Source organism: Pseudomonas sp. Eth.TT006 (assembly GCF_054456575.1).
Genome location: NZ_JBTJEN010000011.1, coordinates 31,518 through 56,628, shown reverse-complemented (window position 1 = coordinate 56,628; position 25,111 = coordinate 31,518). Strand labels below are relative to the sequence as shown.

Genomic DNA, 25,111 nt, shown 5'->3' with positions numbered 1-25,111 from the left:
AGTCCGACGCTCACTATGAAAAAGGAGCATCACCATGTCTCGAGTTACGGATATTCTGGTTTCCATCGACACCGAAACCATCCTGAAAAAGTATCCAAACATCAGCAAGGATTCGAAGAATCCAACGCTGATTGATTGGAAACATGTGTACATGGTCACCAATCAGGACAACGTCGTCAGTGGCCAGGCCGGTGGCGAACTCGATCTCAAGGCTCAGGTCGGCGATCTGATCCGCTGGCGTGAAACCAGCCTGTCGCAGAGCTTCGAACAGGCAGTGATTTTCTACAAATTCGTCCCCAACGCCGGAGAGAACCTGATCTCGCCCCCCTCACCGCGCAAGGCCACAGCGTGCGTAGCTGTGCCCAACACGAGCAATCCATCCGTGCCAAGCTGCCAGAAAGTCGACAACCATTACTGGTCATCCGAGACCCTGGACTGCGGCCGCGTGACCTATCACTTCCACTTCCTGATCGTCGACCGCAACTGCCAGATCATCGGCTGCTGCTCCTGGGATCCGTTCATCTCCATCCACAACTGATGATGTGGTGAGCCTCTCGGCTACGAGGGGCTCCATCGATCCGATGCCGCTCCGGCCGGACCAGGATGTCTGCCTTGAGCAAAGCGGCCGCCGTTTGTTGCGACGTCATGAAAGGAATCCACAATGACTTCCGAACCGATCCCGACCCACACTACCAACGCACAGAATGTGTTGCTGATCGTCGATGCCGAATCTCTGCTTTCGCACTATCCAACACCCAGCCAGGATCCCGCGAACCCTACAAGCATTACCGATGGGTTTATCTTTTTTGTCTCGGATAACAATTCAGATAAAATAGTTACAAATGACAGCCACACCAAAATCCTTGTCAGGATTGGTCGCGACATTAATTTCCGCGCCAGAAGCGTCAGCCTGATCGCCGAGCACAGCGTGGTTACCTACCGCATGACCGTCGATAACAGCGGCCTACTTTCTGTCCCTCAACTGCAAGTTCACACCGAACTCACCGTCCCCGCGCCCAACCCTGAAATGCCGTCCGTACCAGGAACGCGCAAAGCGGACGATCACTTCTGGACAAGCACCCCGGCAACACCTGGCACCGCCCGGTGCGAATTGGGTTTCATGCTGGTCAATCAGCAATGTGAAGTGGCGGGGTTCTTTCAGTGGCAGGCAGAGGTTGAATTGACGTCCTGAGCGTACTCATGTCGAAACCGGTCGCATGACCGGTTTTTCAGGGGCATGCCTGTAAAAAAACGAATTTTCGCAACGCCGTCACGGTCTGAATTTCAGGCAATCCCAATAAGGAACACGGCAATGAAATTCGCAAAAATCTCCCAAAAACTCGCATTGTGGGCGGGCAGCCCGAAGACCTTCATGGGTGCGTTGATCCTGATTGCTCTATGGGGTCTGAGTGGGCCGATTTTTCAGTTCAATGACACGTGGCAGCTGATCATCAATACCTCGACCACGATCATCACGTTCCTGATGGTGTTCCTGATTCAGAACACGCAGAACCGCGACACCGACATCCTGCACCTGAAGCTCGATGAGTTGTTGCGCGCCAACAAGGAAGCGCAGAACGCGATGCTTGGCCTGGAAGCGCTGGACCTCAAGCAACTGGAAGCGTTGCGCAAGCATTACCGCAGCATGGGCGAGAGCGAGGTGGCCGAACTAGACGGGCTGGGAGAACAGAGCAAGCCGAAGCAGAATCTGAATGACTGCTAACTGAATCCTTAAAAAAGAGCAAAAGATCGCAGCCTGCGGCAGCTCCTACATCGATCGGTGTAGGAGCTGCCGCAGGCTGCGATCTTTTATCGAGTAAAGAAATCAGCGGCTGGCTTGCAGGGCCCGGGCCATTTCCAGATGGCTTTGCAGTTTTGGCAGGGTCTCGTCAGCGAATGCCTTGATCTCCGGCACGTCGGTGGCCTGCGCTTCCTGCTGGATCTGCTGAATGGCTTCTTCGGTGGCTTTCACCTGGCTGGCGGCATAAGCCTGGTCAAAGGTTTCACCATCCTTGACCTGCGGAATCATGGTTTTCGCCTTGTCGGCGATTTCTTCGCGGGGCGCCACCGGCAGGTCTAACTTCTTCGCGATCTTCGCCAGATGCTGATTGGCGGTGGTGCGGTCATTGATCACCACGATGGTGTAATCCTTGACCTCTTTGGATTCGGACTTCAGATGCGCCAGACGACTGGCTTCGATGTCGGCCATGCCTTTGGCTGAAGCATCGTTGATGAAATCGGCAGGCGACTGCGCTGCGGCGCCGCCGGCGAACGCACTGTTGGCGAACAGCCCCAACAACGTGACAAAACTCAAACGACGTACCTGGCTGGCCATCCGGCTCATGGTCGCGCCCTCCTTCTGTGCAAATTCAAGCGGGAGCTTGCGCCCCCGCCTCTCAATCAAAACCACCGCAGCGACTTACTTCGATTTCTGCGCAGGCTTGCGACCCGTTTCGGATTTCGCAGGCTCTTTATCGACCGTCGTGGTGGTGGTTTTCCCACCCTTGCGACCGGCTTCAGACGCCTTGGTTCGATCGTTGGCAAAGTTTCCCGAGTTCGAGTTTCTTGAGTTAGGCATGATTCTCTTCCTCCTGGTGTTGATCGTTGGCGAGCAGGTGCCCGCCTAGATTCAGAATTGCCGGACCGCCAAAGGTTTAGAAAAGTTGCCCGTGCCGCGACGAACGGCGGCGCAGGATTCAGCTATCCCGCGCCCGGTGATGGAGGCGTTTGGCGGCGTACATCGCCTGGTCGGCATGCCGAAACAGTTGCTGTTCTTCATGGCCATGTTCGGGATAACAGGCCACGCCAATGCTTGGCTCGATAGCAAGGTTGTGCCCGTCGAGGCGCATTGGGTGTGCCAGCACTTGACGGATCTTGGCGGCCACGCTGTCGGCGTCTTCGGCGGCATGCACGCTGTGCAACAGCACCACGAATTCGTCGCCACCGATGCGCGCCACGGTATCGGTGTCGCGCACGCAGCCCTTGAGCCGACTGGCCACCGTCTGCAACAGCATGTCGCCGACGCCATGGCCAAAGGTATCGTTAACCTGCTTGAAGCGATCCAGATCGACGTACAGCAAAGCCATCCTCCCTGAAGCTGCACGGGCACCGGCCAGCGCGGCTTTGAGTCGTTCTTTGAGCAGTTCGCGATTGGGAAGCTGAGTCAATTGATCGTACTGCGCCATGCGTTTGAGCCGTGCGTGCAGTTGCTGGCGCTCAATGGCGGTGGCGACCTGGGCGCAGACGTATTGCAGCAGTTCCTTGTCCTGTTCGGTGTAACGCTCGCCGCCCGGCAGGCTTTTGACGATCAGCGCGCCGATGGTGCCGTTTTTCGAATTCAGCGGCACACCGAGCCAGCACGGTGAATCCTGCCCCGCCACCAGTTCGGCGAAGTCGGGCGACGAACCGGGGCTGTCCGGCGTCAGCAGAATCGGCTGGCCGCTGCGAATGACCTCCCCGCACAAGCGGCCGGTGACGGTGCCCGGTTGATCGGGCTGCGATTCGTGAGCGTCGACGTGATAGGGAAAATTCAGCTGCGCACAGTGCTCGTCGTACAGCGCCACCGAGAAGTTCAGCGCCGGCAGCCACTCGCCGATGATCAGGTGAATGCGCTTGAACAGCGCCAGCAGGTCTTCCGCGACATGCGCCGCTTCGGAAATCGCATACAACGCCGCTTGCCGCGATTCGGCCTGCTTGCGTTCGGTGATGTCGCGCGCCACGGCGATGCGCAGTTGATCGACCTCGGACCAGCGCGCCGACCACAGAATGTGCGCGATGCGCCCGTCCTTGCGCACGTAGCGGTTTTCAAAGTTGTGTTTCGGTTCGCCACCCATGATCTCGCGCGCGGCGGCCAGGGTGCGCTGCTGGTCCGCCGGGTGTACCAGTTCGATCATCGGCCGGCCGATCAACTCGTCAGGCGTGTAACCGAAAATGCGTTCGCAGGCGGCACTGACAAAAACGAAACGGCCTTGCTTGTCCACCGCGCAGACGGCGTCCAGCAACAGGTCGATATAACTCGCCAATGGCGCGGAGTTTCGGCTTTCCATGGTTCAGCGTGGGCGTCCGGACAATGCAGCAATGATCCACCATCCCTGACCTGTTTGCTCCCGCGTCCCTGCAACCAGCGTCAAGCCTTGTTCGGCAGCAATCCCGGCAGCGCATGCATCAGCGCGTTGATCGCAAAACCGATGAACATCACCCCGCACAGGCGGGTTATCAGCAGTTCATGGCGTTGATACAGCGTGCGCACCCGCTGGGCGCCGACCACCCCGATCAAGATAGCGTAAGCCAGCAAGCCACCGAGGAAGCTCAAGGCGATCAGCGCCGGCAGCATCGACCAGTTGAGCAGTTCGGCGCGGCTCGACAGCAGCGCGGTAAAAGTCGCCACCGCCACCGGGTAAGCCTTGGGATTGGTCAGGCCAAACAGGATGCCGTGCCAAAACGGCTGACGCGCCGCGCCCTGCGGCTGATCAGTGCTGCGCCGTTGCGCGCGCACCGCCCGCCAGCCGAGCCAGAACAGGTACACGCCACTGAGTACACCGAGCACATCGAACGCGGTGCTGCCGATTTCCCGGGCGCCGACAATCGCAATCAGCGCAGTGCTGCACCAGACCACATCGCCGAGCAGGTGCCCGCAGAGAAACCCCGCCCCGGCCCGCCGCCCATGCGCCGCGCCAATGCCGAACACCGCCAGTACACCCGGCCCCGGCGTGATGCCATAGATGAAACCCGAAGCCAGAACGGCCATGAGCAGCGATGGGGTCATGAGATACCTGCAGGCGCCAGTACAAATGATGGCCAGTCTATATCAGCCCAAGGCGTCTGTTTACTGCGCGTCGTAAAAACGCATGCCGGCGTACGGTTTCAAGCGACAGGCTGCCAGTCGCGACGCCAGATCGCCGACGTGGGCTTCGAGCTTGTGCCCGTCCGGGTCGAGAAAGTAGAACGACGCACCCTCGCTGCGGTTGTCGCGCCATTCCTGCACGTTCGCCGCTTTCACCGCTTTCACGAATGCCGGGAAATCCACCTGATCAAGGCTGAACGCATAATGCGTGTAGTCGACGGCAGGCTCGGACTTGCGCTGCGCATCCAGCGACAGGCACAACCACAGCCCCGGCAGCGACAGGTAGGCCCCGGCATCCCATGTGGCTTCGACGCGCAGATTCAGCACGTCGCGGTAGAACGCCAGACTGCGCGGCAAGTCGCTGACCGCGAGGGTCAGGTGGTTGAGGCCGGTGAGCATGGGTCAATAACCTCGCAGGTCTTCGGGAACGTTGTACTGCTGGCCATCGTAGGTCAGGGTAAGCTGCTTTTTCTTCAGCTCAGTGGTGTTCGAAACGCACTGGTTGCCGGATTTGCTGTTTTTCGTCTTGCTGCCGCTGCTGGTGACGATCAGATCGGCGAAACCATTGTGGCTGGTTGGAGCGATCTCCAGCGTGCGGCGGATTTTCTTGCTGTAGCCCTCGCAGTCATTCACGAACTCGCCGTTGTCCTTGAACACCACCAGGCCTTCCAGCACCGGGCGCAGACTGTCGCCCTCGCGCACATACAGCGCCAGATCGGTTTTCTCGTAAGGAATGGCCTGGGAAGTGTGCGCGAACTTCGCCCGCAGCCCGAAAGCGCGAATATCCGGGGTCAGGCGATAGCGCGCGGTATCGATGCGCACATCGTCCAGGCGCACGGCATCCGAATTGTAGGCGCCCGGCTTGTGGTAAGTGGCGATGGGTTTGGCGTTGCTCGCATTGAGCAGCGCCAGATCCAGATCGAACACCCCGGCATCGTCGCCGCCGGAATCGGCCAGATAGGTGGATTTGACCGAAATCGCCTGACTCGGAAACGCCGGCCAGACGTTGCAGCGCGACATGGATTTGCCGTCGAAACTTTTGGTGGTGCAGGCGGCCTGGGCGTTGGCGGTGATGGCAAGCGATGCGAACGCCATGAGTAAGGTGTTTCTGCGGGTCATTTTTCTTCCTTGATAAAAGTCGGCTGAGCAGTTCTTGGACGAGTGGCAGGCGGGCCCAAGTATGACGCTGTAGTATGCTGCACTACAAATCACTACAACGAGACCATCATGTCCGTCATGTCTTTGCGTCTTCCCGATGAAATTGCCGACACCCTCGCCAACCTCGCCAAGGCGACCGGGCGTAGCAAGTCGTATTTGGCAGTGGATGCCCTTCGCGAGTATCTCGCGCGGGAAGCCTGGCAAATCGAAGAAATCCAGCAGGCATTGAAAGAAGCCGACGCTGGCGATTTCGCGTCTGAGGATGAAGTCATGGCCGTCACCAGAAAGTGGAATGCCAATGCGCGTTGAGTGGCTCCGTACCGCGCTAAAGAATCTTGATGACGAGGCCGCCTACATTGCGATTGAAAATCCGAAGGCTGCTTCAGAGTTTGTGCAAACCATACTCGACTGCGTCGATCATCTTGCGCGCTTTCCTGCCTCCGGGCGCGAGGGACGTCTGGCCGGAACAAGAGAATGGGTGCTACCTGATCGCCCTTATTTGATTCCGTACCGTGTCCGTCACGGACGACTGCAGATTCTGCGCATATTCCACACCCGCCGGCTTCCTCCCAGCATGTGGTAATGGCCGCTCACGTGACGCGGCTCATCCCCTGCTCGATCGTGTGATTCAACCAGTTCAACGCCTGATCCGCACCCCGCCGCTTGTGCCACGCCAGCACAAAGTTGAACGGCGCGATCTCGAACGGCGGCGGCAGCACAATCAAGTCCTGCTGATCGATGTCACGCACACTGCGTGACGACACGGTGAGGATCAAGTCGGTCCCGCTGATCAGCTGTGGCGCGACATTCCAGTGCGGCAGGCTGATGGCGACGCGGCGGCGTTCGCGCAGCGAGGTCAGCGCCCGTTCGATTTCCGGGGTGCCGCTGCCACGCATTTCCAGCAACACGTGCGGGCGCGACAGGTACGTCGACAGGTCGAGCACGCCGGCGGCCGGCAAGCTGCGCCGATCCAGCAGGCAAACGTAGCGTTCCTCGAACAACAGCGTGCTGCGCAATTCATGAGGCATTTCCGGGAACACACCGGCGGCCACATCGATATCGCCATTGAGCACGCCTTCAAGCATGCCTTCGCGGCTGGCGTGGCTGATCTGCAGGTCGATGCCCGGTGCCTCGCGGCGCAGGGTGCGGATCAGTCCTGGCAGGATGATCGCCGCGCCGTAGTCAGACATCGCCACGCGAAAGGTTCGCCGTGCGCTGGCCGGATCGAAGGTGTTCGGCGCCAGCAGCGATTGCACCTGCGCCAGCGCTTCGCCCAGCGGCGCCACCAGTTCCAGCGCCCGCGCCGTGGGCACCAGGCTCGCTCCTGCGCGCACCAGCAGCGGATCACCGAGCACATCACGCAACCGCGCCAGCGCATGGCTGACCGCCGGCTGACTCAGGTGCAGACGCTCGGCGGCACGGGTGACGTGCTGCTCGCTGAGCAAGGCATCGAGGATCACCAGCAAATTGAGATCGATACGGCGCAGATCATTCATCTTGTGCATGTTCTGGATGACAAAACGGAATTTAAATCTGCGCGACGAATACCTTAGAGTCCAGCAAAACCTGTTGGAGATTGAGCATGAGTTCCTTGCAGTGGGCCGGTCTGTTGCTGTTGGCGGCGTTTGCCGGAGCGGTGGTGCCGTTCCAGAGTGCGATCAACAGCAATCTGGCGCGCGGGCTCGGGCATCCGCTGTGGGCAACTCTGGCTTCATTAGTGGTGAGCGTGCTGGTGCTGTTGCCGGTGATTCTGGCATTGCGCCTGCCGCTGCCGTCGCTGGGGATTATCAGCAAGGCACCGCTGTGGATGTGGGCTGGCGGTGCATTTGGCGTGTGCTTTGTGGCGCTGGCGGTGATGCTGTTGCCCAGGCTCGGGGCGTCTGGGTTTGTTGCACTGGCGCTGGCCGGACAGGTGATTGCGTCGATGCTGCTGGATCACTTTGGCTGGTTTGGACTGGTGGAGAAACCGTTGACGGTGTCGCGAGTGTTGGGGGCGTTGTTGCTGATTGGCGGGGTGGTATTGATTCAGTTTGGTGGTTTTTTTGAGAGGCAAGTGGCGGCGGTTAACTGATGCTATTGATCCATTACCTGCGGTGTCTGGAAGTGCGTATTCGCGAGCAAGCCCGCTCCCACAGTTGATCGAGTTTCGTCTGAGAAATGCGATCACATGTGGGAGCGGGCTTGCGCGCGAAGATCTCAAAAGGCGTTACGGAAAATCTCCTCGATCTGCCGCTGATCCGCCGCCCGTGGATTGGTCAGGCCGCACGCGTCTTTCAGCGCGTTGGTAGCCAATACCGGAATGTCGCTGAGTTTGGCGCCGAGTTCGCGCAATCCGCTTGGAATATCGACATCCTTGGCCAGGCAACGGATCGCATTGATCGCCGCCTGAGCGCCCTCTTCCGGACTGAACCCGCGAATGTCCGCGCCCATCGCATGAGCAACGTCGGTCAGGCGTTCGGCGCAGACCAGCGCGTTGAAGGTCTGCACATGCGGCAGCAGCACCGCGTTGCACACGCCGTGGGGCAAATCGTAGAAACCACCCAACTGGTGCGCCATCGCATGCACGTAGCCAAGCGAGGCATTGTTGAAGGCCATGCCGGCGAGGAACTGCGCATAGGCCATGTTCTCCCGCGCGGCGAGGTCGCTGCCGTCACGTACGGCCAGGCGCAGGTTGTTGCTGATCAGGCTCATGGCCTTCAGCGCACAGGCGTCGGTGATCGGGTTGGCAGCGGTCGAGACGTAGGCTTCGATGGCGTGGGTCAGGGCGTCCATGCCGGTGGCGGCGGTCAGGCTTTTCGGCATGGCGACCATCAGCGCCGGATCATTCACCGACAACAGCGGCGTGACGTTGCGGTCGACGATGGCCATTTTCACGTGGCGGGTTTCGTCGGTGATGATGCAGAAGCGGGTCATTTCGCTGGCGGTGCCGGCCGTGGTGTTGATCGCGATCAGCGGCAATTGCGGCTTGCTCGATTGATCGACGCCTTCGTAATCGCGAATGTGTCCGCCGTTGGTCGCACACAGGGCAATGCCCTTGGCGCAGTCATGAGGCGAACCGCCGCCCAGCGACACCACGAAATCGCAGTGACTGTCCTTGAGCAGCGCCAGCCCGGACTCAACGTTGGCAATGCTCGGGTTCGGCTTGGCGCCGTCGAAGATCACCGAATCGATGTCCTGCATCGCCAGTTTTTCGGCGAGCATGGCCGCCACGCCGGCCTTGGCCAGACCCGCATCGGTAACAATCAGCGCCTTGCGAAAACCGTAATTGCGAATCGCAACCATGGCTTCGTCGAGGCATCCATTGCCCATGATATTTACCGCCGGAATGAAAAAGGTGCTGCTCATGCGCGTCTCCTGACTGAGCCGAATCGACTGCTGCGATCCGGCGGATGTGCACAGGATCGACCGATCGGTCACGAGCGATGTTGATCTGGCTCAATGCCCGCTCGTGATAAAGTTGCCGTCCATCAGTCCCCATGTTTTGAGATGTGCCAAGCAATGAGCGATTTTCTGGATGTCGATGCCACCCTTGAAGACTGGAACGCCCTGCGCGCCACCGCCGACTTCAACGGTCTGCTGGTCGGCAATGGCGCCAGCCGTGCGGTGTGGGACGACTTCGGCTACGACTCGCTGTTCGAAAACGCGCGGACGGTGGAAGAGAAGCCGCTGAGCCCTTCCGAGCTAAGCGTGTTCGATGCGATGCAGACGCGCAGTTTCGAGCAGGTGCTCGGCGCGCTGAAAACCACCAGCCGGGTCAACAAGGCGCTGGCGGTCAGCTCGGCGGCACCGCGCAATCGTTACTACGCGATCAAGGAAGCACTGATCAACACCGTGCACGCGATGCACATTCCCTGGCGCCTGGTGCAGGCCTCTACGCTGGCAACCCTGAATGAAGAACTCGCGCGCTATCGTACGGTGTTTACTACCAACTATGACTTGCTCAACTACTGGGCAATCCAGCACCGCAGCGAAGCCATCGACGACCTGTTCAATGGCGCCAATGCCAGTTTCGACTTGAGCGAAACCACCACCGCCAAGCCGCGTTTACTCTATCTGCACGGTGGCCTGCACCTGGTGCGCAACCAGGACGGTACCGCGCGCAAGCTGACCTCGACCGAGGGCACCTTGCTCGGCAGTTTCGCGATCAACAATACGATCAAGACCCTGGATGACGTGCCGCTGTTCGTCACCGAAGGGCCGAGCGCGGACAAGCTCAAGACCATCCGCAGCTCGGATTACCTGTCGTTCTGTTATCAGCAGTTACTCGGGCATGGCGACAGCCTATGCATCTTCGGCCATGCCTTGGGTGAGCAGGACGCTCACATCGTGCGCGCCTTGCGTCTGGCGAAACCGCAGACCGTGGCGATCTCGATCTACCCGCGCAGCGCGGCGTTCATTCAGCATCAGAAGCGCCATTACGTGAAAGTGTTCGAGGGCACCGGGGTAGCGTTGCGCTTCTTTGATGCGAAGACCCATGCGCTGGGGAATCCGAAGCTTTCGGTTCCGGTCGAGGTTTAACGCAAGAGCAAAAGATCGCAGCCCCCTGTAGGAGCTGCGGCACGCTGCGATCTTTTGATTTTAAAATTCACTCCTCGCTGCTATGCACCACCACCAGCAACTGCGCCTGCACCTCCCCCACCGAGCGGATCCGGTGCGGCTTCTGTGCATTGAAGTGCAGCGCATCGCCGCGCTCCAGCAGCACCCGTTCGCTCATGAAATCCACTTCCACCTGCCCTTCGTGGACGAACAGAAACTCCTCGCCCAAGTGTTCCTTGAACGTCTTGTCGGTGAACTCGCTCGGCGGGTAGATGATGAACGGCAACAGGTTGCGCTCGCTGACCTGATGCGCCAGCACCGCATACCCGGCGCTCTGTTCGTTAGCGGCCAGTGACTGACGCTGGTGGCTGCGCACCAGGCTGTAGCTGTCGAGGCTGACGTTGTCTTCGGAGAACAGCTCCTCGACTTTCACGTTCAGCGCTTTCGCCAGTTTCAGCGCGGCAGCGATCGACGGGGTGTTCAATCCGCGCTCGACCTTCGACAGATAACTCTTGGTCATGCCGGATTTTTCGGCCAGCGCCTCAAGCGTTATCCCAAGTTTTTTTCTCAGTAATTTCAAACGGATAGACATGCGCAGCGGTTATTCCAGCAAGGAAACAAGGATTGGCGCTTGCTAATGACACTTTGTGTCATATAGCCTCTCTCGTGTCATTTGCTCTTACCCAAAGGACACACATGGCCAAGACATTAGCACTACCTAAAGCACAACTGGTTCAGCAAGCGCTGACTCAGATGCAGAAAAGCCTCGCGGATAATACGTGGACTGACCGGCAAAAGCTGGCGCTGACCTGCCGGATCCTGTTCGAGCACGGTCATGACTCCGGTCTGGCCGGGCAGATCACCGCGCGCGGCCCGCAGCCCGGTACCTATTACACGCAGCAACTGGGCCGGGGTTTCGATGAAATCACCGCGAGCAATCTGCTGCTGGTCAACGAAGACCTGGAAGTGCTCGAAGGACACGGCATGGCGAACCCGGCCAACCGGTTCCACAGCTGGGTGTACCGCGCCCGACCGGATGTGAACTGCATCATCCACACCCACCCGACGCACATTGCCGCGCTGTCGATGCTGGAAGTACCGCTGCAGATTTCGCACATGGACCTGTGTCCGCTGTACGACAACTGCGCGTTTCTCGAAGGCTGGCCGGGCGTGCCGGTGGGCAACGAAGAAGGTGAACTGATTGCCGGCGCATTGGGCGACAAGCGTGCGATTCTGCTGTCGCACCACGGCCAGCTGTCGACCGGTGCCACGATCGAAGAAGCCTGTGTCATCGCTCAGCTGATCGAGCGCGCCGCCAGGCTGCAACTGCTGGCGATGGCGGCCGGCACGATCAAGCCGATCATTCCGGAATTGGGGCGCGAGGCCCGTGACTGGGTGTCGAAACCCAAACGCCACGCCGCCGCTTTCAATTACTACGCCCGGCAGAACCTGCGCCAGCACGCCGATTGCCTGAACTGATTTCAGCTTCTCAAGGAGACTCGCATGTCCACTATTCACGGCATCATCGGCTACACCATCACCCCGTTCGGCGCCAACGGCGAAGGCCTTGATCTGCCGGCGCTCGGCCAATCAATCGATCGCCTGATCGACAGCGGCGTGCACGCTGTCGCGCCACTGGGCAGCACCGGCGAAGGCGCTTACCTGAGCGATGCCGAATGGGATCAGGTCGCCGAGTTCAGCATCAGGCACGTGGCCCAACGCGTGCCGACCATCGTCAGCGTGTCCGACCTGACCACCGCCAAAGCCGTGCGCCGCGCCCGCTTCGCCGAGGCCCACGGTGCCGACGTGGTGATGGTGCTGCCAGCGTCTTACTGGAAGCTCAGCGAGGTAGAAATCCTTGCGCACTATCGCGCCATCGGCGACAGCATTGGCGTGCCGATCATGCTCTACAACAACCCGGCTACCAGCGGCACCGACATGTCGGTGGAACTGATTCTGCGCATCGTCGACAGCGTGGAAAACGTGACCATGGTCAAGGAAAGCACCGGCGATATTCAGCGCATGCACAAGCTGCAACTGCAGGGCGAAGGCCAGGTGCCGTTCTACAACGGCTGCAACCCGCTGGCTCTGGAAGCGTTCGCTGCCGGGGCGAAAGGCTGGTGCACGGCGGCGCCGAATCTGATTCCGCAGTTGAATCTGGATCTGTACGCGGCCGCACTGGCGGGTGATCTGCAGCGCGCGCGCGAACTGTTCTACCGCCAGCTGCCGCTGCTGGACTTCATTCTCAAGGGCGGTTTGCCGGCAACGATCAAGGCTGGATTGCGCGAGACCGGACTGGAGGTTGGCGACCCACGGTTGCCCGTGTTCCCACTGAGTGAGGCCGGACAAACCCAACTACAAGCGCTACTCAAAAACCTGCGCTGACTTCGTATACCTGTAGGAGCTGCGGCACGCTGCGATCTTCTGACTTTGATTTTTTAAAAAACAAGATCAAAAGATCGCAGCGTGCCGCAGCTCCTACACAGGGACGCGTTGGTTTTAGAGCACCGGCAAGGTCTTGTCCTTGTGGGAGCCAGCCTGCTGGCGATGGGGTCAACCCGCAGCGGGCTATTTCACCACCGCCCGCACCACCGACAACTGCGGCTCTGTCACCCGCCGTTGACTCAGATACCGCGTACAACTCACCCGCAGGAACGAGGCAAAGTTCACCACCTCGCCGCGATAGTCCATCACCTCTTCGTACAGCTTGGCGATCAGTTGATTGGTGGTCATGCCATCGGCCTCGGCGATTTCACGGAGGATGTCCCAGAACTGGTTTTCCAGGCGCAGTGTGGTCACCACCCCGCAGATGCGCAGCGATCGGGAGCGCGATTCGTAGAGGATCGGATCGGCTTTGACGTAGAGCTCGCACATCGACGAAGCCTCGTTACAGAGTGATTTGGGTGCCCAGCAGACCGAGGAAACCGGCCAGCCAGTTCGGGTGCGCCGGCCACGCCGGGGCGGTGGCCAGATTGCCCTGAACGTGGCCGTCCGTCACCGGGATGTCGATGTAGGTGCCACCGGCCAGGCGCACTTCCGGAGCGCAAGCGGGATAGGCGCTGCACTCGCGCCCTTCGAGAATCCCCGCTGCCGCCAGCAGTTGGGCGCCGTGGCAGACCGCTGCGATCGGTTTGCCAGCCTTGTCGAAAGCGCGCACCAGATCGAGGACTGTTTCATTGAGTCTCAGGTATTCCGGTGCACGTCCGCCAGGAATCAACAGGGCGTCGTAGTCGGCCTCACGGACCTTGGTGAAATCGAAATTCAGGGCAAACAGGTGCCCGGGTTTCTCGCTGTAGGTCTGATCGCCTTCGAAATCATGGATCGCGGTGCGCACGGTGTTGCCGGCGGCCTTGTCCGGGCAGACGGCATGGACGGTGTGACCGACCATTTGCAGGGCCTGGAACGGCACCATCACTTCGTAGTCTTCGACGTAATCGCCGACCAGCATCAGGATTTTTTTCGCGGCCATGGGGAGGACTCCTCTGGGAAATGCTTGGAAGTATTGAAGGTAGACCTTATCCCGAGGAGTGGGTAACAACCGGCTACTACTTCGAAGACCGCGTTATCGTTCTTCGCGAGCAAGCCCGCTCCCACCCTTGGAATGTATTCCCCTGTGGGAGCGGGCTTGCTCGCGAAGGGGCGAGCGAACTGTACGGATAAGTCTGTGCCTAGCTGTAACAGCCAGAAGTCCACGGTTTATGGCTTTATGAAGGTCGTTCCCTGAACCCCTCAATTTCGGTCTTCTTATGTCCTCGCGCGAAAACACCGGCATGGCCCTCGGCCTGCTCGGCGTGGTGATTTTCAGCCTCACCCTGCCCTTCACCCGCATCGTGGTGCAGGAGCTTCATCCCCTGCTCAACGGCCTGGGCCGTGCGTTGTTTGCGGCGATTCCGGCGGCATTGCTGCTGTTGTGGCGCCGGGAGAGATGGCCGAGCTGGCAGCAGATCAAAGGCCTGAGCCTGGTGATCGCCGGGGTAATTCTCGGATTTCCGGTGCTGTCGGCGTGGGCCATGCAGACCTTGCCGGCGTCCCACGGCGCACTGGTCAACGGTTTGCAGCCGCTGTGCGTGGCGCTGTATGCGGCGTGGCTGTCCCATGAACGACCGTCGAAAGCCTTCTGGGCCTGCGCCGCGCTGGGCAGCGCGCTGGTGCTCGGGTACGCGCTGTACACCGGCGCCGGCAGCATTCAGGCCGGCGATCTGTTGATGCTCGGGGCGATTGCCGTGGGTGGTCTGGGTTATGCCGAGGGCGGCCGGTTGGCCAAGGAGATGGGCGGCTGGCAGGTGATCTGCTGGGCGCTGGTACTGTCGACGCCATTGCTGATCGGACCGGTGTTGTACCTGGCGCTGCAGCATCAGGGCGCGGTGTCGACCAGGTCCTGGTGGGCCTTCGGCTACGTGGCGCTGTTTTCGCAATTTCTCGGGTTCTTCGCCTGGTATGCCGGGCTGGCGCTGGGCGGGATCGCGCGGGTCAGTCAGATCCAGTTGCTGCAGATCTTCTTCACCATCGCGTTTTCGGCGTTGTTTTTTGGAGAGCATGTCGAGCCGATTACCTGGGTGTTTGCCTGTGGGGTGATCGCCACCGTCATGCTCGGCCGCAAGACCGCGGTGCGCCCTGCTCAACCTGCAACTGCCTGACAAATACTCCTGGCCTCAACACACCGGCACCTGAAATACGTCCCCTGTAGGAGCTGCGGCACGCTGCGATCTTTTGATCTTGAAAAGTCAAAAGATCGCAGCCTTCGGCAGCTCCTACAGGTTTTGCGCCGTATCACATTAAGATTTGCGTCATATCACATCAGGTGTTGTGTCAGGCCAGAAAACCGTCAGCACGCAGCAGGGTTTCCAGGCAGTGCTCGCTGATGTGGTAGAAGGCTTTCAACTCCTGAATTTTCTCCAACAGCTGGGCCGGATCCACCAGCTCGGCGCGTTTCACCGCCAGAATCATTTTGTTCTTGTTGGTGTGTTCCAGCGAGATGAATTCGAAGACCTTGGTCTCGTAACCGCAGGCTTCAAGGAACAGCGCGCGCAGGCTGTCGGTGACCATCTCGGCCTGTTGGCCCAAATGCAGACCGTATTGCAGCATCGGCTTGAGCAGTGTCGGGCTCTGGATCTGCAGGCGGATCTGTTTGTGGCAGCACGGCGAGCACATGATGATCGACGCGCCCGAACGAATGCCGGTGTGGATCGCATAGTCCGTGGCGATGTCGCAGGCATGCAGGGCGATCATCACGTCCAGTTCGCTCGGCGCCACGCTGCGCACGTCACCGCACTTGAACACCAGCCCCGGGTGTTCCAGCTTCGCCGCAGCGGCGTTGCACAGCGTGACCATGTCCTCGCGCAGCTCGACGCCGGTGACTTCGCCTTCGGCCTTGAGCGTGTTGCGCAGGTAATCGTGGATGGCAAATGTCAGGTAGCCCTTGCCCGAACCGAAGTCCGCCACCCGCACCGGCTGATCCAGCGCCAGCGGTGACGAGGTCAGCGCGTGGCTGAAGACTTCGATGAACTTGTTGATCTGCTTCCACTTGCGCGACATCGCCGGGATCAGCTCGTGCTGCGCGTTGGTCACGCCCAGGTCCTTGAGGAACGGACGGCTCAGTTCGAGAAAGCGGTTCTTCTCACGGTTATGTTCAGCGGACGGCGCTTCACGCAATTGCTGAGGTTTGCTTTTGAACAGCGAACTCTTGCCCTTTTTGCTGTATTCGAGCTGGGCTTCGTCGGTCACGGTCAGCAAATGCGCATTTTTGAACGCCGCCGGCAGCAACTCGCCAATCACCGCCACGCCTTCGCTCAGCGGCAGATTTTTGGTGATGTCGCGAGTCTTGTAGCGATAAACGAACGACAGGTTGGGCTGAGCCTTGACCGTCACCGCCTTGATGATGATCCGCTGCAGATCCGCTTCTTCGCCCACGTACTTGGCCAGCACCAGTTTGATGAAGCCGTTTTGTTCGAGGCTGGTTTGCAGCAGCGCAATGAACTCGGCGTGGTGATCGGGTGCAACTTTGGCAGACGGCGCGGATGGGGCGGTAACGGACATGAACAAACGGCCTCGGGCGGGGCGAAACGGGAATGGCGGGTATTTTAGGGGGGATGGGGGTTGGGGACACGTTCTTATTTACCGAACGGTTTCAAAAGCGCCCCTCACCCTAACCCTCTCCCAGAGGTAGAGGGGACTGATTGGGGGATATTGGCGAGATACACCGACTTGAACGATTTGCCTTGAATCCATAATCGATACGTTTTTTCAGGTCGATGTGAGCGCAAGACACCTCGGTCGGCCCCCTCTCCCACTGGGAGAGGGCTGGGGTGAGGGTATGGCCCTGAAGCCGAACGAAAATCTGCAACCTACCCCAAAACCACAAGCCGATTCGGCAGCTCATTGCGCACCTGCGTCACTGGTACATGCACCTTGAGCAGTTCGCCGCAGGCCTCGATGCAGGTGACAAAGCCGTCCAGCGTACGCCCCTGCCGCACCTGCTCGGTGAACGCGGCGACAATCGAGTCCCAGCAGTGGTTGTCCAGACGCCGGGAAATGCCCTCGTCCACCAGAATTTCCACGTAGCGCTCGGCCTCGCAGACAAAAATCAGCATCCCGGTGCTGCCGACGGTGTGGTGCAGGTTCTGTTCGAGAAACTGCCGCCGGGCCAGGTTCGATGCGCGCCAGTGGCGCACCCGGAGCGGGATCAGGTGGGTGGTGACTTTCGGCAGGCGGAACAGCAGGCACAGGATGATGAACAGCCCCCATTGCAACAGCAACAGGCTGTGCATGGTCAGCCAGCCGGTCAGGTAATGGACGATGCCCGGCACCAGCAGCGCCAGCAAGCTGGCCCACAGCAACGGGATGTACGCGTAGTCATCGGCGCGCGCCGCCAGCACCGTGACCAGCTCGGCGTCGGTGTCGCGTTCGACCCGGGCGATCGCCTCGGCGACTTTGCGTTGTTCGTGTTCGGTCAGTAATGCCATGTCGAAAAGTGCCTGATCATTATTGTTGTGTGTTCACCAGCCGCCGGACGAACCGCCGCCGCCGAAACTGCCCCCGCCGCCGCTGAAGCCCCCGCCTCCACCGCCGCCGCCACCAAATCCACCGCCGCCGAACCCGCCGCCGCCACCGGAGCCGCCACGGCCGGCGGGAAGGATACCGAGCATCTGGCAGACAAACACCGTCAGGATGAACAACATCACCAGAAAAACGAACAACAGCGGATGCCGCGAGACAAAATCGCTTTGCGGGTCGCCGCTCGATTCGTACACCGTCGACGGCTCGTCCAGCGCATTGCCGCCGAGCACCACCAGCATCGCGGCCACGCCGTCACTGATGCCCTTGCTGAAATTGCCGGCCTTGAACGCCGGGGTAATCACTTGATGGATGATCACCGAACTCTGCGCATCGGTCAGCCGATCTTCCAGGCCGTAACCGACTTCGATGCGCAACTTGCGCTCGTCGCGGGCGACGATCAGCAGCGCGCCATTGTTCTTGTCCTTCTGGCCGATGCCCCAGTGCCGGCCCAATTGGACGCCGTAATCTTCGATGGTGGTGCCCTGCAGATCAGGCACCGTGACCACCACCAGTTGCTCGCCGGTCGCCTGCTCATGCGCCTGCAATTGCTGGCTCAACTGGGCGCGCACCGAGGGCTCGAGCAGCTGCGCCTGGTCCACCACCCGCCCGCTCAGCGCCGGGAACGTCAACTCGGCCCGGGCGCTGACGGCGAACAGCCACAGCATCAGCACCAGGCCTATCTTCAACACACGCATGAACATTCTCCACCGATCCCGTGCAGGAGCTGCCGAAGGCTGCGATCTTTTGATCTTGAGCTTTAAAAGCAAAAGATCGCAGCCTTCGGCAGCTCCTACAGAGAGTTGTCAGAACTTCACTTCCGGGGCCTTTTCCGCACCGGGGGTGGTGGCTTCGAAGGTTTCGCGCACAGGCAGATCGCTGTACATCACGCTGTGCCACAGGCGACCGGGAAAGGTGCGGATCTCGGTGTTGTACTTCTGCACCGCCAGAATGAAATCGCGGCGCGCCACGGCAATCCGGTTTTCCGTGCCTTCGAGTTGCGATTGCAGGGCGAGGAAGTTCTGGTTGGCTTTCAGGTCCGGATAACGCTCGGACACTACCATCAGTCGGCTCAAGGCACCGCTCAACTGATCCTGGGCCTGCTGGAACTGCTTGAGTTTTTCCGGGTTGTCGAGGGTGCTGGCATCGACCTGGATCGACGTCGCCTTGGCGCGCGCCTCGACCACCGCTGTCAGCGTCGCTTCTTCATGCTTGGCGTAGCCTTTGACGGTTTCCACCAGATTGGGGATCAGGTCGGCACGGCGCTGGTACTGGTTCTGCACCTGGCCCCAGGCCGCCTTGGCCTGCTCGTCGAGGGTCGGGATGTTGTTGATGCCGCACGCGGTCAACAGCGTGGCCAGCACCAGCAACGTGGCGACCTGCAAACGTGAGCGATAGGTTGGAATTGCATTCATCGCAGTGATGCTCCTTGGCACATATCATTTTAAAAATAGAGCGCGAAACCCTCTCGGCGGACTCTTGGGGCATAATCGGCCGCGTCGCTGGATTACGACGGGGCAATGGGCTAAAAAGTGCCCTGCGTGATCGTGCTGCCAAGTGTCGGCTGCCGTTTTTCTGGCTGTGTGTTTTTGAGCCTGTACCCGAACAACAATAGTCGCTCCCTAAATTTTGGCTGGCCGGCGTTGCATTGCCGCTTGGGCCCTTGAGAAAAATATTCATGAAGAAGCTGTGTTTGCTGGGTCTGTTCGTCAGCCTGGCCAGTCATCAAGTATTGGCCGCCACGACCCCGGTACCCCTGGAAAACAAGGACGCATTCATCAGCAACCTGATGAAGCAAATGACCCTCGACGAGAAGATCGGCCAGTTGCGCCTGATCAGCATCGGCCCGGAAATGCCACGCGAGTTGATCCGCAAAGAGATCGCTGCGGGCAACATCGGCGGCACGTTCAACTCGATCACCCGTCCGGAAAACCGGCCGATGCAGGACGCGGCGATGCGCAGTCGCCTGAAGATTCCGATGTTTTTCGCGTACGACGTGATCCACGGTCACCGTACGATTTTCCCGATTCCACTGGCCCTCGCCTCGAGCTGGGACATGGACGCCATCGGTCAGTCCGGGCGCATTGCCGCCAAAGAGGCCGCCGCCGACAGCCTCGACATCACCTTCGCGCCGATGGTCGACATCTCCCGCGATCCGCGCTGGGGCCGCAGCTCCGAGGGTTTCGGTGAGGACACCTACCTGACCTCGCGCATCGCCAAAGTGATGGTCAAGGCTTACCAGGGTGACAGCCCGAGCGCGGCGGACAGCATCATGGCCAGCGTCAAGCATTTCGCCCTGTATGGCGCGGTCGAAGGCGGCCGCGACTACAACACCGTCGATATGAGCCCGGTGAAGATGTACCAGGACTACCTGCCGCCGTACCGCGCCGCGATTGATGCCGGCGCCGGCGGGGTGATGGTGGCGCTGAACTCGATCAACGGCATTCCGGCCACGGCCAACACCTGGCTGATGAACGATCTGCTGCGCAAGGACTGGGGCTTCAAAGGCCTGGCGGTCAGCGATCACGGGGCAATCTTCGAACTGATCAAGCACGGCGTCGCCCGCGACGGGCGTGAAGCAGCGAAGCTGGCGATCAAGGCCGGTATCGACATGAGCATGAACGATACCCTGTACGGCAAGGAGCTGCCGGGGCTGCTCAAGTCCGGCGAGATCGAACAGAAAGACATCGATAACGCGGTACGCGAAGTGCTCGCCGCCAAGTACGACATGGGCCTGTTCAAGGATCCGTACCTGCGTATCGGCAAGGCCGAGGATGATCCGGCCGACACCTACGCCGAGAGCCGTCTGCACCGCACCGAAGCCCGTGAGGTGGCGCGCCGCAGCCTGGTGCTGCTGAAGAATCAGAACGACACCCTGCCGCTGAAGAAAGACGCGAAAATCGCCCTGGTCGGCCCGCTGGCCAAGGCACCAATCGACATGATGGGTAGCTGGGCGGCAGCCGGCAAGCCGGCGCAATCGGTGACGTTGTTCGACGGCATGAGTTCGGTGATCGGCGACAAGGCGAACCTGATCTACGCCCGTGGCGCCAACATCACCAGCGACAAGAAGGTTCTCGATTACCTGAACTTCCTCAACTTCGACGCGCCGGAAGTGGTCGATGACCCGCGCCCGGCCAACGTGTTGATCGACGAAGCGGTCAAGGCGGCCAAGGATGCCGACATCGTTGTGGCAGCAGTGGGCGAATCCCGTGGCATGTCCCACGAATCCTCCAGCCGCACCGACCTGAACATCCCGGAAAACCAGCGCGAGCTGATCCGTGCGCTGAAAGCCACCGGCAAACCGCTGGTGCTGGTGCTGATGAACGGCCGTCCGCTGACCATTCTCGAAGAGAACCAGTCGGCTGACGCGATTCTGGAAACCTGGTTCAGCGGCACCGAGGGCGGCAACGCCATCGCCGATGTGCTGTTCGGCGACTACAACCCGTCGGGCAAACTGCCGGTGACCTTCCCGCGTTCCGTGGGCCAGATCCCGACCTACTACAACCACCTGAGCATTGGCCGGCCGTTCACGCCGGGCAAGCCGGGCAACTACACCTCGCAGTATTTCGATGACACCACAGGTCCCCTGTTTCCGTTCGGTTACGGCTTGAGCTACACCAGCTTCGCCCTGAGCGACATGGCACTGTCATCGACCACGCTGAACGCCAGTGGCAAGCTCGACGCCAGTGTCACGCTGAAGAACACCGGCAAACGTGACGGCGAAACCGTGGTGCAACTGTACATACAGGACGTCACCGGCTCGATGATCCGCCCGGTGAAAGAACTGAAGAACTTCCAGAAGATCATGCTCAAGGCCGGTGAACAGAAAGTTGTGCACTTCACCATCACCGAGGATGACCTGAAGTTCTACAACGCCCAGCTCAAGTACGCGGCAGAGCCTGGCAAATTCAACGTGCAGATCGGCCTGGATTCGCAGGACGTGACGCAGCAGAGTTTTGAGTTGCTGTAACCGTTAAAAGCAAAAGATCGCAGCCTTCGGCAGCTCCTACAGGGTGTACGCCATCCCAATGTAGGAGCTGCCGCAGGCTGCGATCTTTTGATCTTGATTCTGACCTAACCGCGTTTATCCAGGATATTCACGACCAACCGATCCACCCACCCCCAGACCCGCTGCTTCACCCGCCGCCACAACGGCCGGCGCTGCCACTCTTCCAGACTGACCTGCTGACTCAGCCCGAAATCCTTCTCGAAACTCTGCACCACCGCTGCCGTCAACGACGGATCCAGTGCCTCCAGATTCGCCTCCAGATTGAAGCGCAGGTTCCAGTGATCGAAGTTGCATGAACCGATGCTCACCCAGTCGTCCACCAAAACCATTTTCAGGTGCAGGAAGCACGGCTGGTATTCGAAGATCTGCACCCCGGCCTTGAGCAGGCGCGGGTAGTAGCGATGCCCGGCGTAACGCACCGAAGGGTGGTCGGTGCGCGGCCCGGTCAGCAGCAACCGCACATCGACACCACGGGCAGCGGCCTTGCGCAGTGAGCGGCGGATGTTCCAGGTCGGCAGGAAGTACGGCGTGGCCATCCAGATGCGTTGTTGCCCGCTGTTCAGCGCGCGGAACAGCGACTGCAGAATGTCGCGATGCTGGCGGGCATCGGCGTAGGCCACGCGGCCCATGCCCTCGCCCAGGTCCGGAACCTTGGGCAAGCGCGGCAGGCCGACATGCGCTGAAGGCTTCCACGCCCGGCGATGGCGGTTGGCGATCCATTGCCGGTCGAACAGCACCTGCCAGTCGAGCACCAGCGGGCCGGTGATTTCCACCATCACTTCGTGCCATTCGCTGGTGTCCTGCCCCGGCGTCCAGAATTCATCGGTGACACCGGTGCCGCCGACCACCGCCAGACGCTGATCGACCAGCAGCAATTTGCGGTGATCGCGATAGAAATTGCCGACCCAGCGCCGCCAGCTCAGGCGATTGTAGAAGCGCAACTCGACCCCGGCCTGGATCAGACGCTGCCGCAGGTGCAGGGTAAACGCGAGGCTGCCGTAGTCATCGAACAGGCAGCGCACCCGCACGCCGCGTTCGGCGGCTTGCACCAGCGCCTGGACCACGGCGTCGGCGCAGGCGCCCGCCTCCACCAGATACAACTCCAGTGCGATCTGTTCTTCGGCGTGGGCAATCTCTGCCAGCATTCGCGGGAAGAATTGCGGGCCGTCGATCAACAGCTCGAAGCGGTTGCCGTCACGCCATGGAAACACTGCGCCGCGCATGTCAGCGCGCCGTGAAGATCAGCACCGCACCCACCGGCACCGACAGACTGATGGCCGACAGGTCGGCGAGTTTGCGCAGGGTTTCCAACCCCGGCGCCAGATCGAAATCCTCGGCGTTGATCACCAGCGGTTCCAGGGTCACCACTTGAAAGCGTCGGTCATCGAGGCGGGTTGCCAGCAACTCGGCCGGGTATTCGTGTTGCTTGCCGTGCAGGCTGACAGTCAGCGGCAGACGCAATTCCAGCTGTGCACCAGGCGCCAGATCGTTGATCGGGCGCAGGTCGATCCGGGTGCTGATGGTCGCTTCGGGGAATTGGCTGATCTGGAACAGTTCCTTGCGCATGCGCTCATCACGCAGCGGGATGCCGCTGTTGATCGAATCGAGCTCGACTTCGACCTCGGCGCGGCCATCCGGATCGACCTTGCCATGCAGCACCAGAAAGCGCTGCACTTCGGAAACATGGGCATTTTTCGTGCTGACAAACGACAGCCGCGACGACTCGCCGTCCAGGTACCAATTGGCCTGCGCCGGCAACGCGGCAGCGGCCAGCAGCAGACTGGCAAGGGCTGTAGAAAGGGGGCGGTTGAACATGGAACACTCGTTGGGCGATAAACCTGCACGAACCTTAACCGGCTGCGCCGTTATTGCAAACTCAGTCACCACAAATCTATCGATCGATGAAATCCCTGTGGGAGCGGGCTTGCTCGCGAAGGCGGTGAGTCAGTCAACACAAATGCTCAATGGCACACCGCATTCGCGAGCAAGCCCGCTCCCACTGGGTTGTTTATTGACTGAAGGATTGAGGACTTCAGGGATTGAGGCGGCAGCCCTGGCGTTCGCTCAACCACTGCGCACGGCTACTGCGGCCCATACCGCTGACGCTGACGGTTTTGCTCGCGCTGTCATCGCTGAAGCTGCTGTTCGGCAGCCACTGTTTCACATAACCCCGGCAATACTCGGCCTCGTTATTCATCACGTAGCGACAGGAACAATATTCCTTGGCCGTGTAGGCACTGATGATGTCCGGGAAGGCCCAGAGGTTGTCCCGTTCGAGCCAGATCCAGCCCAGCAGCGCAATCAATGCCAGCAGCAACAGACGCTTGAGCAGTTTCATGGCTGCACCGCCTTGAGCACGCGCTTGAGCAGTTCGTTGTGGCGGTAGCTGCCGTCACGATCATCGGCGTAGCGCACGATCAGCAGTTTCTCGCTGGGGATCACGTACAGCGCCTGGCCCCAGTGGCCGAGGGCGGCGAAGGTGTCGGGCGGTGCATCGGGCCATGGCGCGGCGGCACCATCCGCCGGGCGATTGAGCCACCACTGGCCGCCGGGGACCGCTTCGTCCTGATGGGCCTTGTAGCCGGCGAACGGCTCGCGATTGAAGGCCACCCAGTCCTTGGGCAACAGCTGCCGATCCTGCCAGCGTCCATCTCGGGCCATCAGCAAACCGACGCGGGCCAGATCGCGAGCGCTGAGGTAGGCGTAAGAAGAGGCGACAAAGGTGCCGCCAGCATCGGTTTCCCAAACCGCGTGACGAATGCCCAGCGGCTCGAACAGCGCCGTCCACGGATAGTCGGGATAACGCTGCGGGCCAACGATATTCTTCAGCGCCGCCGACAACAGATTGCTGTCGCCACTGGAATAACGGAACGCCTGCCCCGGTGCCGCGTAAGCCTCGTGCTCAGCGGTGAATGCCGGCATGTCACGATGGCCACGGGTGTAGAGCATGGCCACCACCGATGACTTCAGCGGCGCGTATTCATAGTCTTCCTGCCAGTCCAGACCCGAGGCCCAGTGCAGCAAGTCGGCCATGGTGAGCGTCGGGTGTTTTTCCAGTGGCGGGTAGAACTTCAGCGCCGGATCTTCCAGTTTGAACAGACCTTCGCCATACGCCACGCCCAGCACCGTGGCCATCAGGCTTTTGCTGATCGACCAGGTCAGGTGCGGGGTTTGCGCTGTGGTCGGGCCGGCGTAGCGCTCGTAGATGATCTGGCCGTCGCGGATGATCAGCAGCGCGTCGGTGCGGATGCCCTGACGGGTGTCGTCGTCGCGCGGTGGAAAGGCGTAGCTCTCCAGCGCCTCGACCGCCGCGCCGGAGATTTTTGCGCCGCTCGGCCATTGTTCGGCCGGCCATTGCTCGGCGTGGACTGTGAAGCTGATCAGCAGCAGAAACAGGGACAGGCCTTTGCACATGGTGAGGGCTCTGGGGGAGAACCTGCTGAGGGTAGTCGGGGTTGATGACAGATTGGTGTTTGGGTTGCCCATGAGATCGCCATCGCTGGCAAGCCAGC

Annotated in this window: 30 protein-coding genes; 11 read left to right on the top strand and 19 right to left on the bottom strand. The window is 60.4% G+C overall.

Annotated features, from left to right (window positions below; genetic code table 11):
* The first annotated feature begins 34 nt into the window (after positions 1–34).
* The 3 genes from ACXR0M_RS18325 to ACXR0M_RS18315 all read left to right on the top strand — a co-directional run bounded on the left by ACXR0M_RS18325 (position 35) and on the right by ACXR0M_RS18315 (position 1,723).
* Positions 35–538 (top strand): inclusion body family protein, encoded by a 504-nt coding sequence (locus tag ACXR0M_RS18325; RefSeq protein WP_458833197.1) that lies wholly within the window; start codon positions 35–37, stop codon positions 536–538.
* Between the two features lie 123 nt (positions 539–661).
* Entirely contained in the window at positions 662–1,192 is a 531-nt protein-coding gene (locus tag ACXR0M_RS18320) for an AidA/PixA family protein (RefSeq protein ID WP_458833196.1), read from the top strand.
* Positions 1,193–1,312: 120 nt separating this feature from the next.
* Positions 1,313–1,723 (top strand): low affinity iron permease family protein, encoded by a 411-nt coding sequence (locus ACXR0M_RS18315; protein WP_458833195.1) that lies wholly within the window; start codon positions 1,313–1,315, stop codon positions 1,721–1,723.
* Between the two features lie 102 nt (positions 1,724–1,825).
* On the opposite strand, the gene ACXR0M_RS18310 is transcribed toward ACXR0M_RS18315, so the two are convergent.
* The 6 genes from ACXR0M_RS18310 to ACXR0M_RS18285 all read right to left on the bottom strand — a co-directional run bounded on the left by ACXR0M_RS18310 (position 1,826) and on the right by ACXR0M_RS18285 (position 5,962).
* Entirely contained in the window at positions 1,826–2,344 is a 519-nt protein-coding gene (locus ACXR0M_RS18310) for a DUF4142 domain-containing protein (protein ID WP_458833194.1), read from the bottom strand.
* 75 nt (positions 2,345–2,419) lie between these two features.
* Positions 2,420–2,578: a KGG domain-containing protein gene (locus ACXR0M_RS18305; RefSeq protein ID WP_458833193.1), complete on the bottom strand. Its 159-nt coding sequence runs from the start codon at positions 2,576–2,578 to the stop codon at positions 2,420–2,422.
* A gap of 118 nt (positions 2,579–2,696) precedes the next feature.
* A complete protein-coding gene (locus tag ACXR0M_RS18300; RefSeq protein WP_458833192.1) occupies positions 2,697–4,046 on the bottom strand; it encodes a sensor domain-containing protein in 1,350 nt (449 codons plus the stop codon).
* Between the two features lie 80 nt (positions 4,047–4,126).
* On the bottom strand, positions 4,127–4,765 hold the full coding sequence (locus ACXR0M_RS18295; RefSeq protein ID WP_458833191.1) for a LysE family translocator: 639 nt from the start codon (positions 4,763–4,765) through the stop codon (positions 4,127–4,129).
* Between the two features lie 60 nt (positions 4,766–4,825).
* On the bottom strand, positions 4,826–5,242 hold the full coding sequence (gene fos / locus ACXR0M_RS18290) for a fosfomycin resistance glutathione transferase (protein WP_458833190.1): 417 nt from the start codon (positions 5,240–5,242) through the stop codon (positions 4,826–4,828).
* A gap of 3 nt (positions 5,243–5,245) precedes the next feature.
* On the bottom strand, positions 5,246–5,962 hold the full coding sequence (locus tag ACXR0M_RS18285; protein WP_458833189.1) for a PA3715 family protein: 717 nt from the start codon (positions 5,960–5,962) through the stop codon (positions 5,246–5,248).
* A gap of 108 nt (positions 5,963–6,070) precedes the next feature.
* Between ACXR0M_RS18285 and relB the strand changes: the two genes are divergently transcribed.
* Entirely contained in the window at positions 6,071–6,310 is a 240-nt protein-coding gene (gene relB, locus ACXR0M_RS18280) for a type II toxin-antitoxin system RelB family antitoxin (RefSeq protein ID WP_458833188.1), read from the top strand.
* A complete protein-coding gene (locus ACXR0M_RS18275; RefSeq protein ID WP_458833187.1) occupies positions 6,300–6,584 on the top strand; it encodes a type II toxin-antitoxin system RelE/ParE family toxin in 285 nt (94 codons plus the stop codon). Before relB ends, ACXR0M_RS18275 begins: the two co-directional genes overlap by 11 nt.
* Positions 6,585–6,591: 7 nt before the next feature.
* On the opposite strand, the gene ACXR0M_RS18270 is transcribed toward ACXR0M_RS18275, so the two are convergent.
* Entirely contained in the window at positions 6,592–7,506 is a 915-nt protein-coding gene (locus ACXR0M_RS18270) for a LysR substrate-binding domain-containing protein (protein ID WP_458833186.1), read from the bottom strand.
* Between the two features lie 77 nt (positions 7,507–7,583).
* Between ACXR0M_RS18270 and ACXR0M_RS18265 the strand changes: the two genes are divergently transcribed.
* A complete protein-coding gene (locus ACXR0M_RS18265) occupies positions 7,584–8,072 on the top strand; it encodes a DMT family transporter (protein WP_458833185.1) in 489 nt (162 codons plus the stop codon).
* Positions 8,073–8,197: 125 nt separating this feature from the next.
* Here ACXR0M_RS18265 and yiaY read toward each other — a convergent pair whose 3' ends face one another.
* Positions 8,198–9,346, bottom strand: coding sequence for an L-threonine dehydrogenase (gene yiaY / locus ACXR0M_RS18260; protein ID WP_458833184.1), 1,149 nt, complete (start codon positions 9,344–9,346; stop codon positions 8,198–8,200).
* A gap of 153 nt (positions 9,347–9,499) precedes the next feature.
* On the opposite strand from yiaY, the gene ACXR0M_RS18255 reads away from it, so the two are divergent.
* On the top strand, positions 9,500–10,519 hold the full coding sequence (locus ACXR0M_RS18255; RefSeq protein WP_458833183.1) for a DUF4917 family protein: 1,020 nt from the start codon (positions 9,500–9,502) through the stop codon (positions 10,517–10,519).
* Between the two features lie 67 nt (positions 10,520–10,586).
* On the opposite strand, the gene ACXR0M_RS18250 is transcribed toward ACXR0M_RS18255, so the two are convergent.
* The gene (locus tag ACXR0M_RS18250; RefSeq protein ID WP_458833182.1) at positions 10,587–11,129 is read right to left on the bottom strand and encodes a helix-turn-helix domain-containing protein; all 543 of its coding nucleotides are present in this window, start codon (positions 11,127–11,129) and stop codon (positions 10,587–10,589) included.
* Between the two features lie 104 nt (positions 11,130–11,233).
* Here ACXR0M_RS18250 and ACXR0M_RS18245 point away from each other — a divergent pair, with 104 nt between their 5' ends.
* Entirely contained in the window at positions 11,234–12,016 is a 783-nt protein-coding gene (locus ACXR0M_RS18245; RefSeq protein ID WP_458833181.1) for an aldolase, read from the top strand.
* 24 nt (positions 12,017–12,040) lie between these two features.
* Entirely contained in the window at positions 12,041–12,922 is an 882-nt protein-coding gene (locus ACXR0M_RS18240) for a dihydrodipicolinate synthase family protein (RefSeq protein ID WP_458833180.1), read from the top strand.
* Between the two features lie 183 nt (positions 12,923–13,105).
* Here ACXR0M_RS18240 and ACXR0M_RS18235 read toward each other — a convergent pair whose 3' ends face one another.
* Positions 13,106–13,411, bottom strand: coding sequence for a ribbon-helix-helix domain-containing protein (locus tag ACXR0M_RS18235; RefSeq protein WP_458833179.1), 306 nt, complete (start codon positions 13,409–13,411; stop codon positions 13,106–13,108).
* Between the two features lie 13 nt (positions 13,412–13,424).
* Positions 13,425–14,006 (bottom strand): DJ-1/PfpI family protein, encoded by a 582-nt coding sequence (locus tag ACXR0M_RS18230; protein WP_458833178.1) that lies wholly within the window; start codon positions 14,004–14,006, stop codon positions 13,425–13,427.
* 277 nt (positions 14,007–14,283) lie between these two features.
* Here ACXR0M_RS18230 and ACXR0M_RS18225 point away from each other — a divergent pair, with 277 nt between their 5' ends.
* On the top strand, positions 14,284–15,174 hold the full coding sequence (locus ACXR0M_RS18225; RefSeq protein ID WP_458833177.1) for a DMT family transporter: 891 nt from the start codon (positions 14,284–14,286) through the stop codon (positions 15,172–15,174).
* Positions 15,175–15,346: 172 nt separating this feature from the next.
* Here the strand turns inward: ACXR0M_RS18225 and ACXR0M_RS18220 are convergent, their stop codons facing one another.
* The 4 genes from ACXR0M_RS18220 to ACXR0M_RS18205 all read right to left on the bottom strand — a co-directional run bounded on the left by ACXR0M_RS18220 (position 15,347) and on the right by ACXR0M_RS18205 (position 19,005).
* Positions 15,347–16,573: a class I SAM-dependent methyltransferase gene (locus ACXR0M_RS18220; RefSeq protein WP_458833176.1), complete on the bottom strand. Its 1,227-nt coding sequence runs from the start codon at positions 16,571–16,573 to the stop codon at positions 15,347–15,349.
* Positions 16,574–16,881: 308 nt separating this feature from the next.
* Complete coding sequence (locus ACXR0M_RS18215; protein WP_458833175.1) at positions 16,882–17,499, bottom strand: TPM domain-containing protein; 618 nt, start codon at positions 17,497–17,499, stop codon at positions 16,882–16,884.
* 33 nt (positions 17,500–17,532) lie between these two features.
* The gene (locus tag ACXR0M_RS18210) at positions 17,533–18,288 is read right to left on the bottom strand and encodes a TPM domain-containing protein (RefSeq protein WP_458833174.1); all 756 of its coding nucleotides are present in this window, start codon (positions 18,286–18,288) and stop codon (positions 17,533–17,535) included.
* 108 nt (positions 18,289–18,396) lie between these two features.
* Positions 18,397–19,005 carry a LemA family protein gene (locus tag ACXR0M_RS18205; protein WP_458833173.1) on the bottom strand — a complete coding sequence of 203 codons (609 nt, stop codon included), beginning with the start codon at positions 19,003–19,005 and terminating at the stop codon, positions 18,397–18,399.
* A gap of 263 nt (positions 19,006–19,268) precedes the next feature.
* Between ACXR0M_RS18205 and bglX the strand changes: the two genes are divergently transcribed.
* Positions 19,269–21,560, top strand: a complete 2,292-nt coding sequence (gene bglX, locus ACXR0M_RS18200) for a beta-glucosidase BglX (protein ID WP_458833172.1) — start codon at positions 19,269–19,271, stop codon at positions 21,558–21,560.
* Between the two features lie 104 nt (positions 21,561–21,664).
* On the opposite strand, the gene ACXR0M_RS18195 is transcribed toward bglX, so the two are convergent.
* The 4 genes from ACXR0M_RS18195 to ACXR0M_RS18180 all read right to left on the bottom strand — a co-directional run bounded on the left by ACXR0M_RS18195 (position 21,665) and on the right by ACXR0M_RS18180 (position 25,013).
* Positions 21,665–22,822 carry a phospholipase D-like domain-containing protein gene (locus ACXR0M_RS18195; RefSeq protein WP_458833171.1) on the bottom strand — a complete coding sequence of 386 codons (1,158 nt, stop codon included), beginning with the start codon at positions 22,820–22,822 and terminating at the stop codon, positions 21,665–21,667.
* Position 22,823: 1 nt separating this feature from the next.
* The gene (locus ACXR0M_RS18190) at positions 22,824–23,414 is read right to left on the bottom strand and encodes a YceI family protein (protein WP_458833170.1); all 591 of its coding nucleotides are present in this window, start codon (positions 23,412–23,414) and stop codon (positions 22,824–22,826) included.
* A gap of 217 nt (positions 23,415–23,631) precedes the next feature.
* Entirely contained in the window at positions 23,632–23,937 is a 306-nt protein-coding gene (locus ACXR0M_RS18185; protein WP_458833169.1) for an amidase, read from the bottom strand.
* Entirely contained in the window at positions 23,934–25,013 is a 1,080-nt protein-coding gene (locus ACXR0M_RS18180; RefSeq protein WP_458833168.1) for a serine hydrolase domain-containing protein, read from the bottom strand. The genes ACXR0M_RS18185 and ACXR0M_RS18180 overlap by 4 nt, the downstream gene beginning before the upstream one ends.
* Positions 25,014–25,111 lie beyond the last annotated feature (98 nt).

Excerpts from the sequence above, each read along its gene's own strand:
- ACXR0M_RS18215 (WP_458833175.1), bottom strand. The coding sequence starts at position 17,499 with ATGGCATTACTGACCGAACACGAACAACGCAAAGTCGCCGAGGCGATC.
- ACXR0M_RS18265 (WP_458833185.1), top strand. The coding sequence starts at position 7,584 with ATGAGTTCCTTGCAGTGGGCCGGTCTGTTGCTGTTGGCGGCGTTTGCC.
- ACXR0M_RS18235 (WP_458833179.1), bottom strand. The coding sequence starts at position 13,411 with ATGTGCGAGCTCTACGTCAAAGCCGATCCGATCCTCTACGAATCGCGC.
- ACXR0M_RS18185 (WP_458833169.1), bottom strand. The coding sequence starts at position 23,937 with ATGAAACTGCTCAAGCGTCTGTTGCTGCTGGCATTGATTGCGCTGCTG.
- ACXR0M_RS18220 (WP_458833176.1), bottom strand. The coding sequence starts at position 16,573 with ATGTCCGTTACCGCCCCATCCGCGCCGTCTGCCAAAGTTGCACCCGAT.
- ACXR0M_RS18325 (WP_458833197.1), top strand. The coding sequence starts at position 35 with ATGTCTCGAGTTACGGATATTCTGGTTTCCATCGACACCGAAACCATC.
- ACXR0M_RS18250 (WP_458833182.1), bottom strand. The coding sequence starts at position 11,129 with ATGTCTATCCGTTTGAAATTACTGAGAAAAAAACTTGGGATAACGCTT.
- ACXR0M_RS18205 (WP_458833173.1), bottom strand. The coding sequence starts at position 19,005 with ATGAATGCAATTCCAACCTATCGCTCACGTTTGCAGGTCGCCACGTTG.
- ACXR0M_RS18210 (WP_458833174.1), bottom strand. The coding sequence starts at position 18,288 with ATGCGTGTGTTGAAGATAGGCCTGGTGCTGATGCTGTGGCTGTTCGCC.
- ACXR0M_RS18195 (WP_458833171.1), bottom strand. The coding sequence starts at position 22,822 with ATGCGCGGCGCAGTGTTTCCATGGCGTGACGGCAACCGCTTCGAGCTG.
- ACXR0M_RS18295 (WP_458833191.1), bottom strand. The coding sequence starts at position 4,765 with ATGACCCCATCGCTGCTCATGGCCGTTCTGGCTTCGGGTTTCATCTAT.
- ACXR0M_RS18240 (WP_458833180.1), top strand. The coding sequence starts at position 12,041 with ATGTCCACTATTCACGGCATCATCGGCTACACCATCACCCCGTTCGGC.
- ACXR0M_RS18300 (WP_458833192.1), bottom strand. The coding sequence starts at position 4,046 with ATGGAAAGCCGAAACTCCGCGCCATTGGCGAGTTATATCGACCTGTTG.
- ACXR0M_RS18190 (WP_458833170.1), bottom strand. The coding sequence starts at position 23,414 with ATGTTCAACCGCCCCCTTTCTACAGCCCTTGCCAGTCTGCTGCTGGCC.
- ACXR0M_RS18180 (WP_458833168.1), bottom strand. The coding sequence starts at position 25,013 with ATGTGCAAAGGCCTGTCCCTGTTTCTGCTGCTGATCAGCTTCACAGTC.
- ACXR0M_RS18225 (WP_458833177.1), top strand. The coding sequence starts at position 14,284 with ATGTCCTCGCGCGAAAACACCGGCATGGCCCTCGGCCTGCTCGGCGTG.
- ACXR0M_RS18275 (WP_458833187.1), top strand. The coding sequence starts at position 6,300 with ATGCGCGTTGAGTGGCTCCGTACCGCGCTAAAGAATCTTGATGACGAG.
- ACXR0M_RS18315 (WP_458833195.1), top strand. The coding sequence starts at position 1,313 with ATGAAATTCGCAAAAATCTCCCAAAAACTCGCATTGTGGGCGGGCAGC.
- ACXR0M_RS18270 (WP_458833186.1), bottom strand. The coding sequence starts at position 7,506 with ATGCACAAGATGAATGATCTGCGCCGTATCGATCTCAATTTGCTGGTG.
- ACXR0M_RS18255 (WP_458833183.1), top strand. The coding sequence starts at position 9,500 with ATGAGCGATTTTCTGGATGTCGATGCCACCCTTGAAGACTGGAACGCC.
- ACXR0M_RS18245 (WP_458833181.1), top strand. The coding sequence starts at position 11,234 with ATGGCCAAGACATTAGCACTACCTAAAGCACAACTGGTTCAGCAAGCG.
- ACXR0M_RS18310 (WP_458833194.1), bottom strand. The coding sequence starts at position 2,344 with ATGAGCCGGATGGCCAGCCAGGTACGTCGTTTGAGTTTTGTCACGTTG.
- relB (WP_458833188.1), top strand. The coding sequence starts at position 6,071 with ATGTCCGTCATGTCTTTGCGTCTTCCCGATGAAATTGCCGACACCCTC.
- fos (WP_458833190.1), bottom strand. The coding sequence starts at position 5,242 with ATGCTCACCGGCCTCAACCACCTGACCCTCGCGGTCAGCGACTTGCCG.
- ACXR0M_RS18305 (WP_458833193.1), bottom strand. The coding sequence starts at position 2,578 with ATGCCTAACTCAAGAAACTCGAACTCGGGAAACTTTGCCAACGATCGA.
- ACXR0M_RS18320 (WP_458833196.1), top strand. The coding sequence starts at position 662 with ATGACTTCCGAACCGATCCCGACCCACACTACCAACGCACAGAATGTG.
- bglX (WP_458833172.1), top strand. The coding sequence starts at position 19,269 with ATGAAGAAGCTGTGTTTGCTGGGTCTGTTCGTCAGCCTGGCCAGTCAT.
- ACXR0M_RS18285 (WP_458833189.1), bottom strand. The coding sequence starts at position 5,962 with ATGACCCGCAGAAACACCTTACTCATGGCGTTCGCATCGCTTGCCATC.
- yiaY (WP_458833184.1), bottom strand. The coding sequence starts at position 9,346 with ATGAGCAGCACCTTTTTCATTCCGGCGGTAAATATCATGGGCAATGGA.
- ACXR0M_RS18230 (WP_458833178.1), bottom strand. The coding sequence starts at position 14,006 with ATGGCCGCGAAAAAAATCCTGATGCTGGTCGGCGATTACGTCGAAGAC.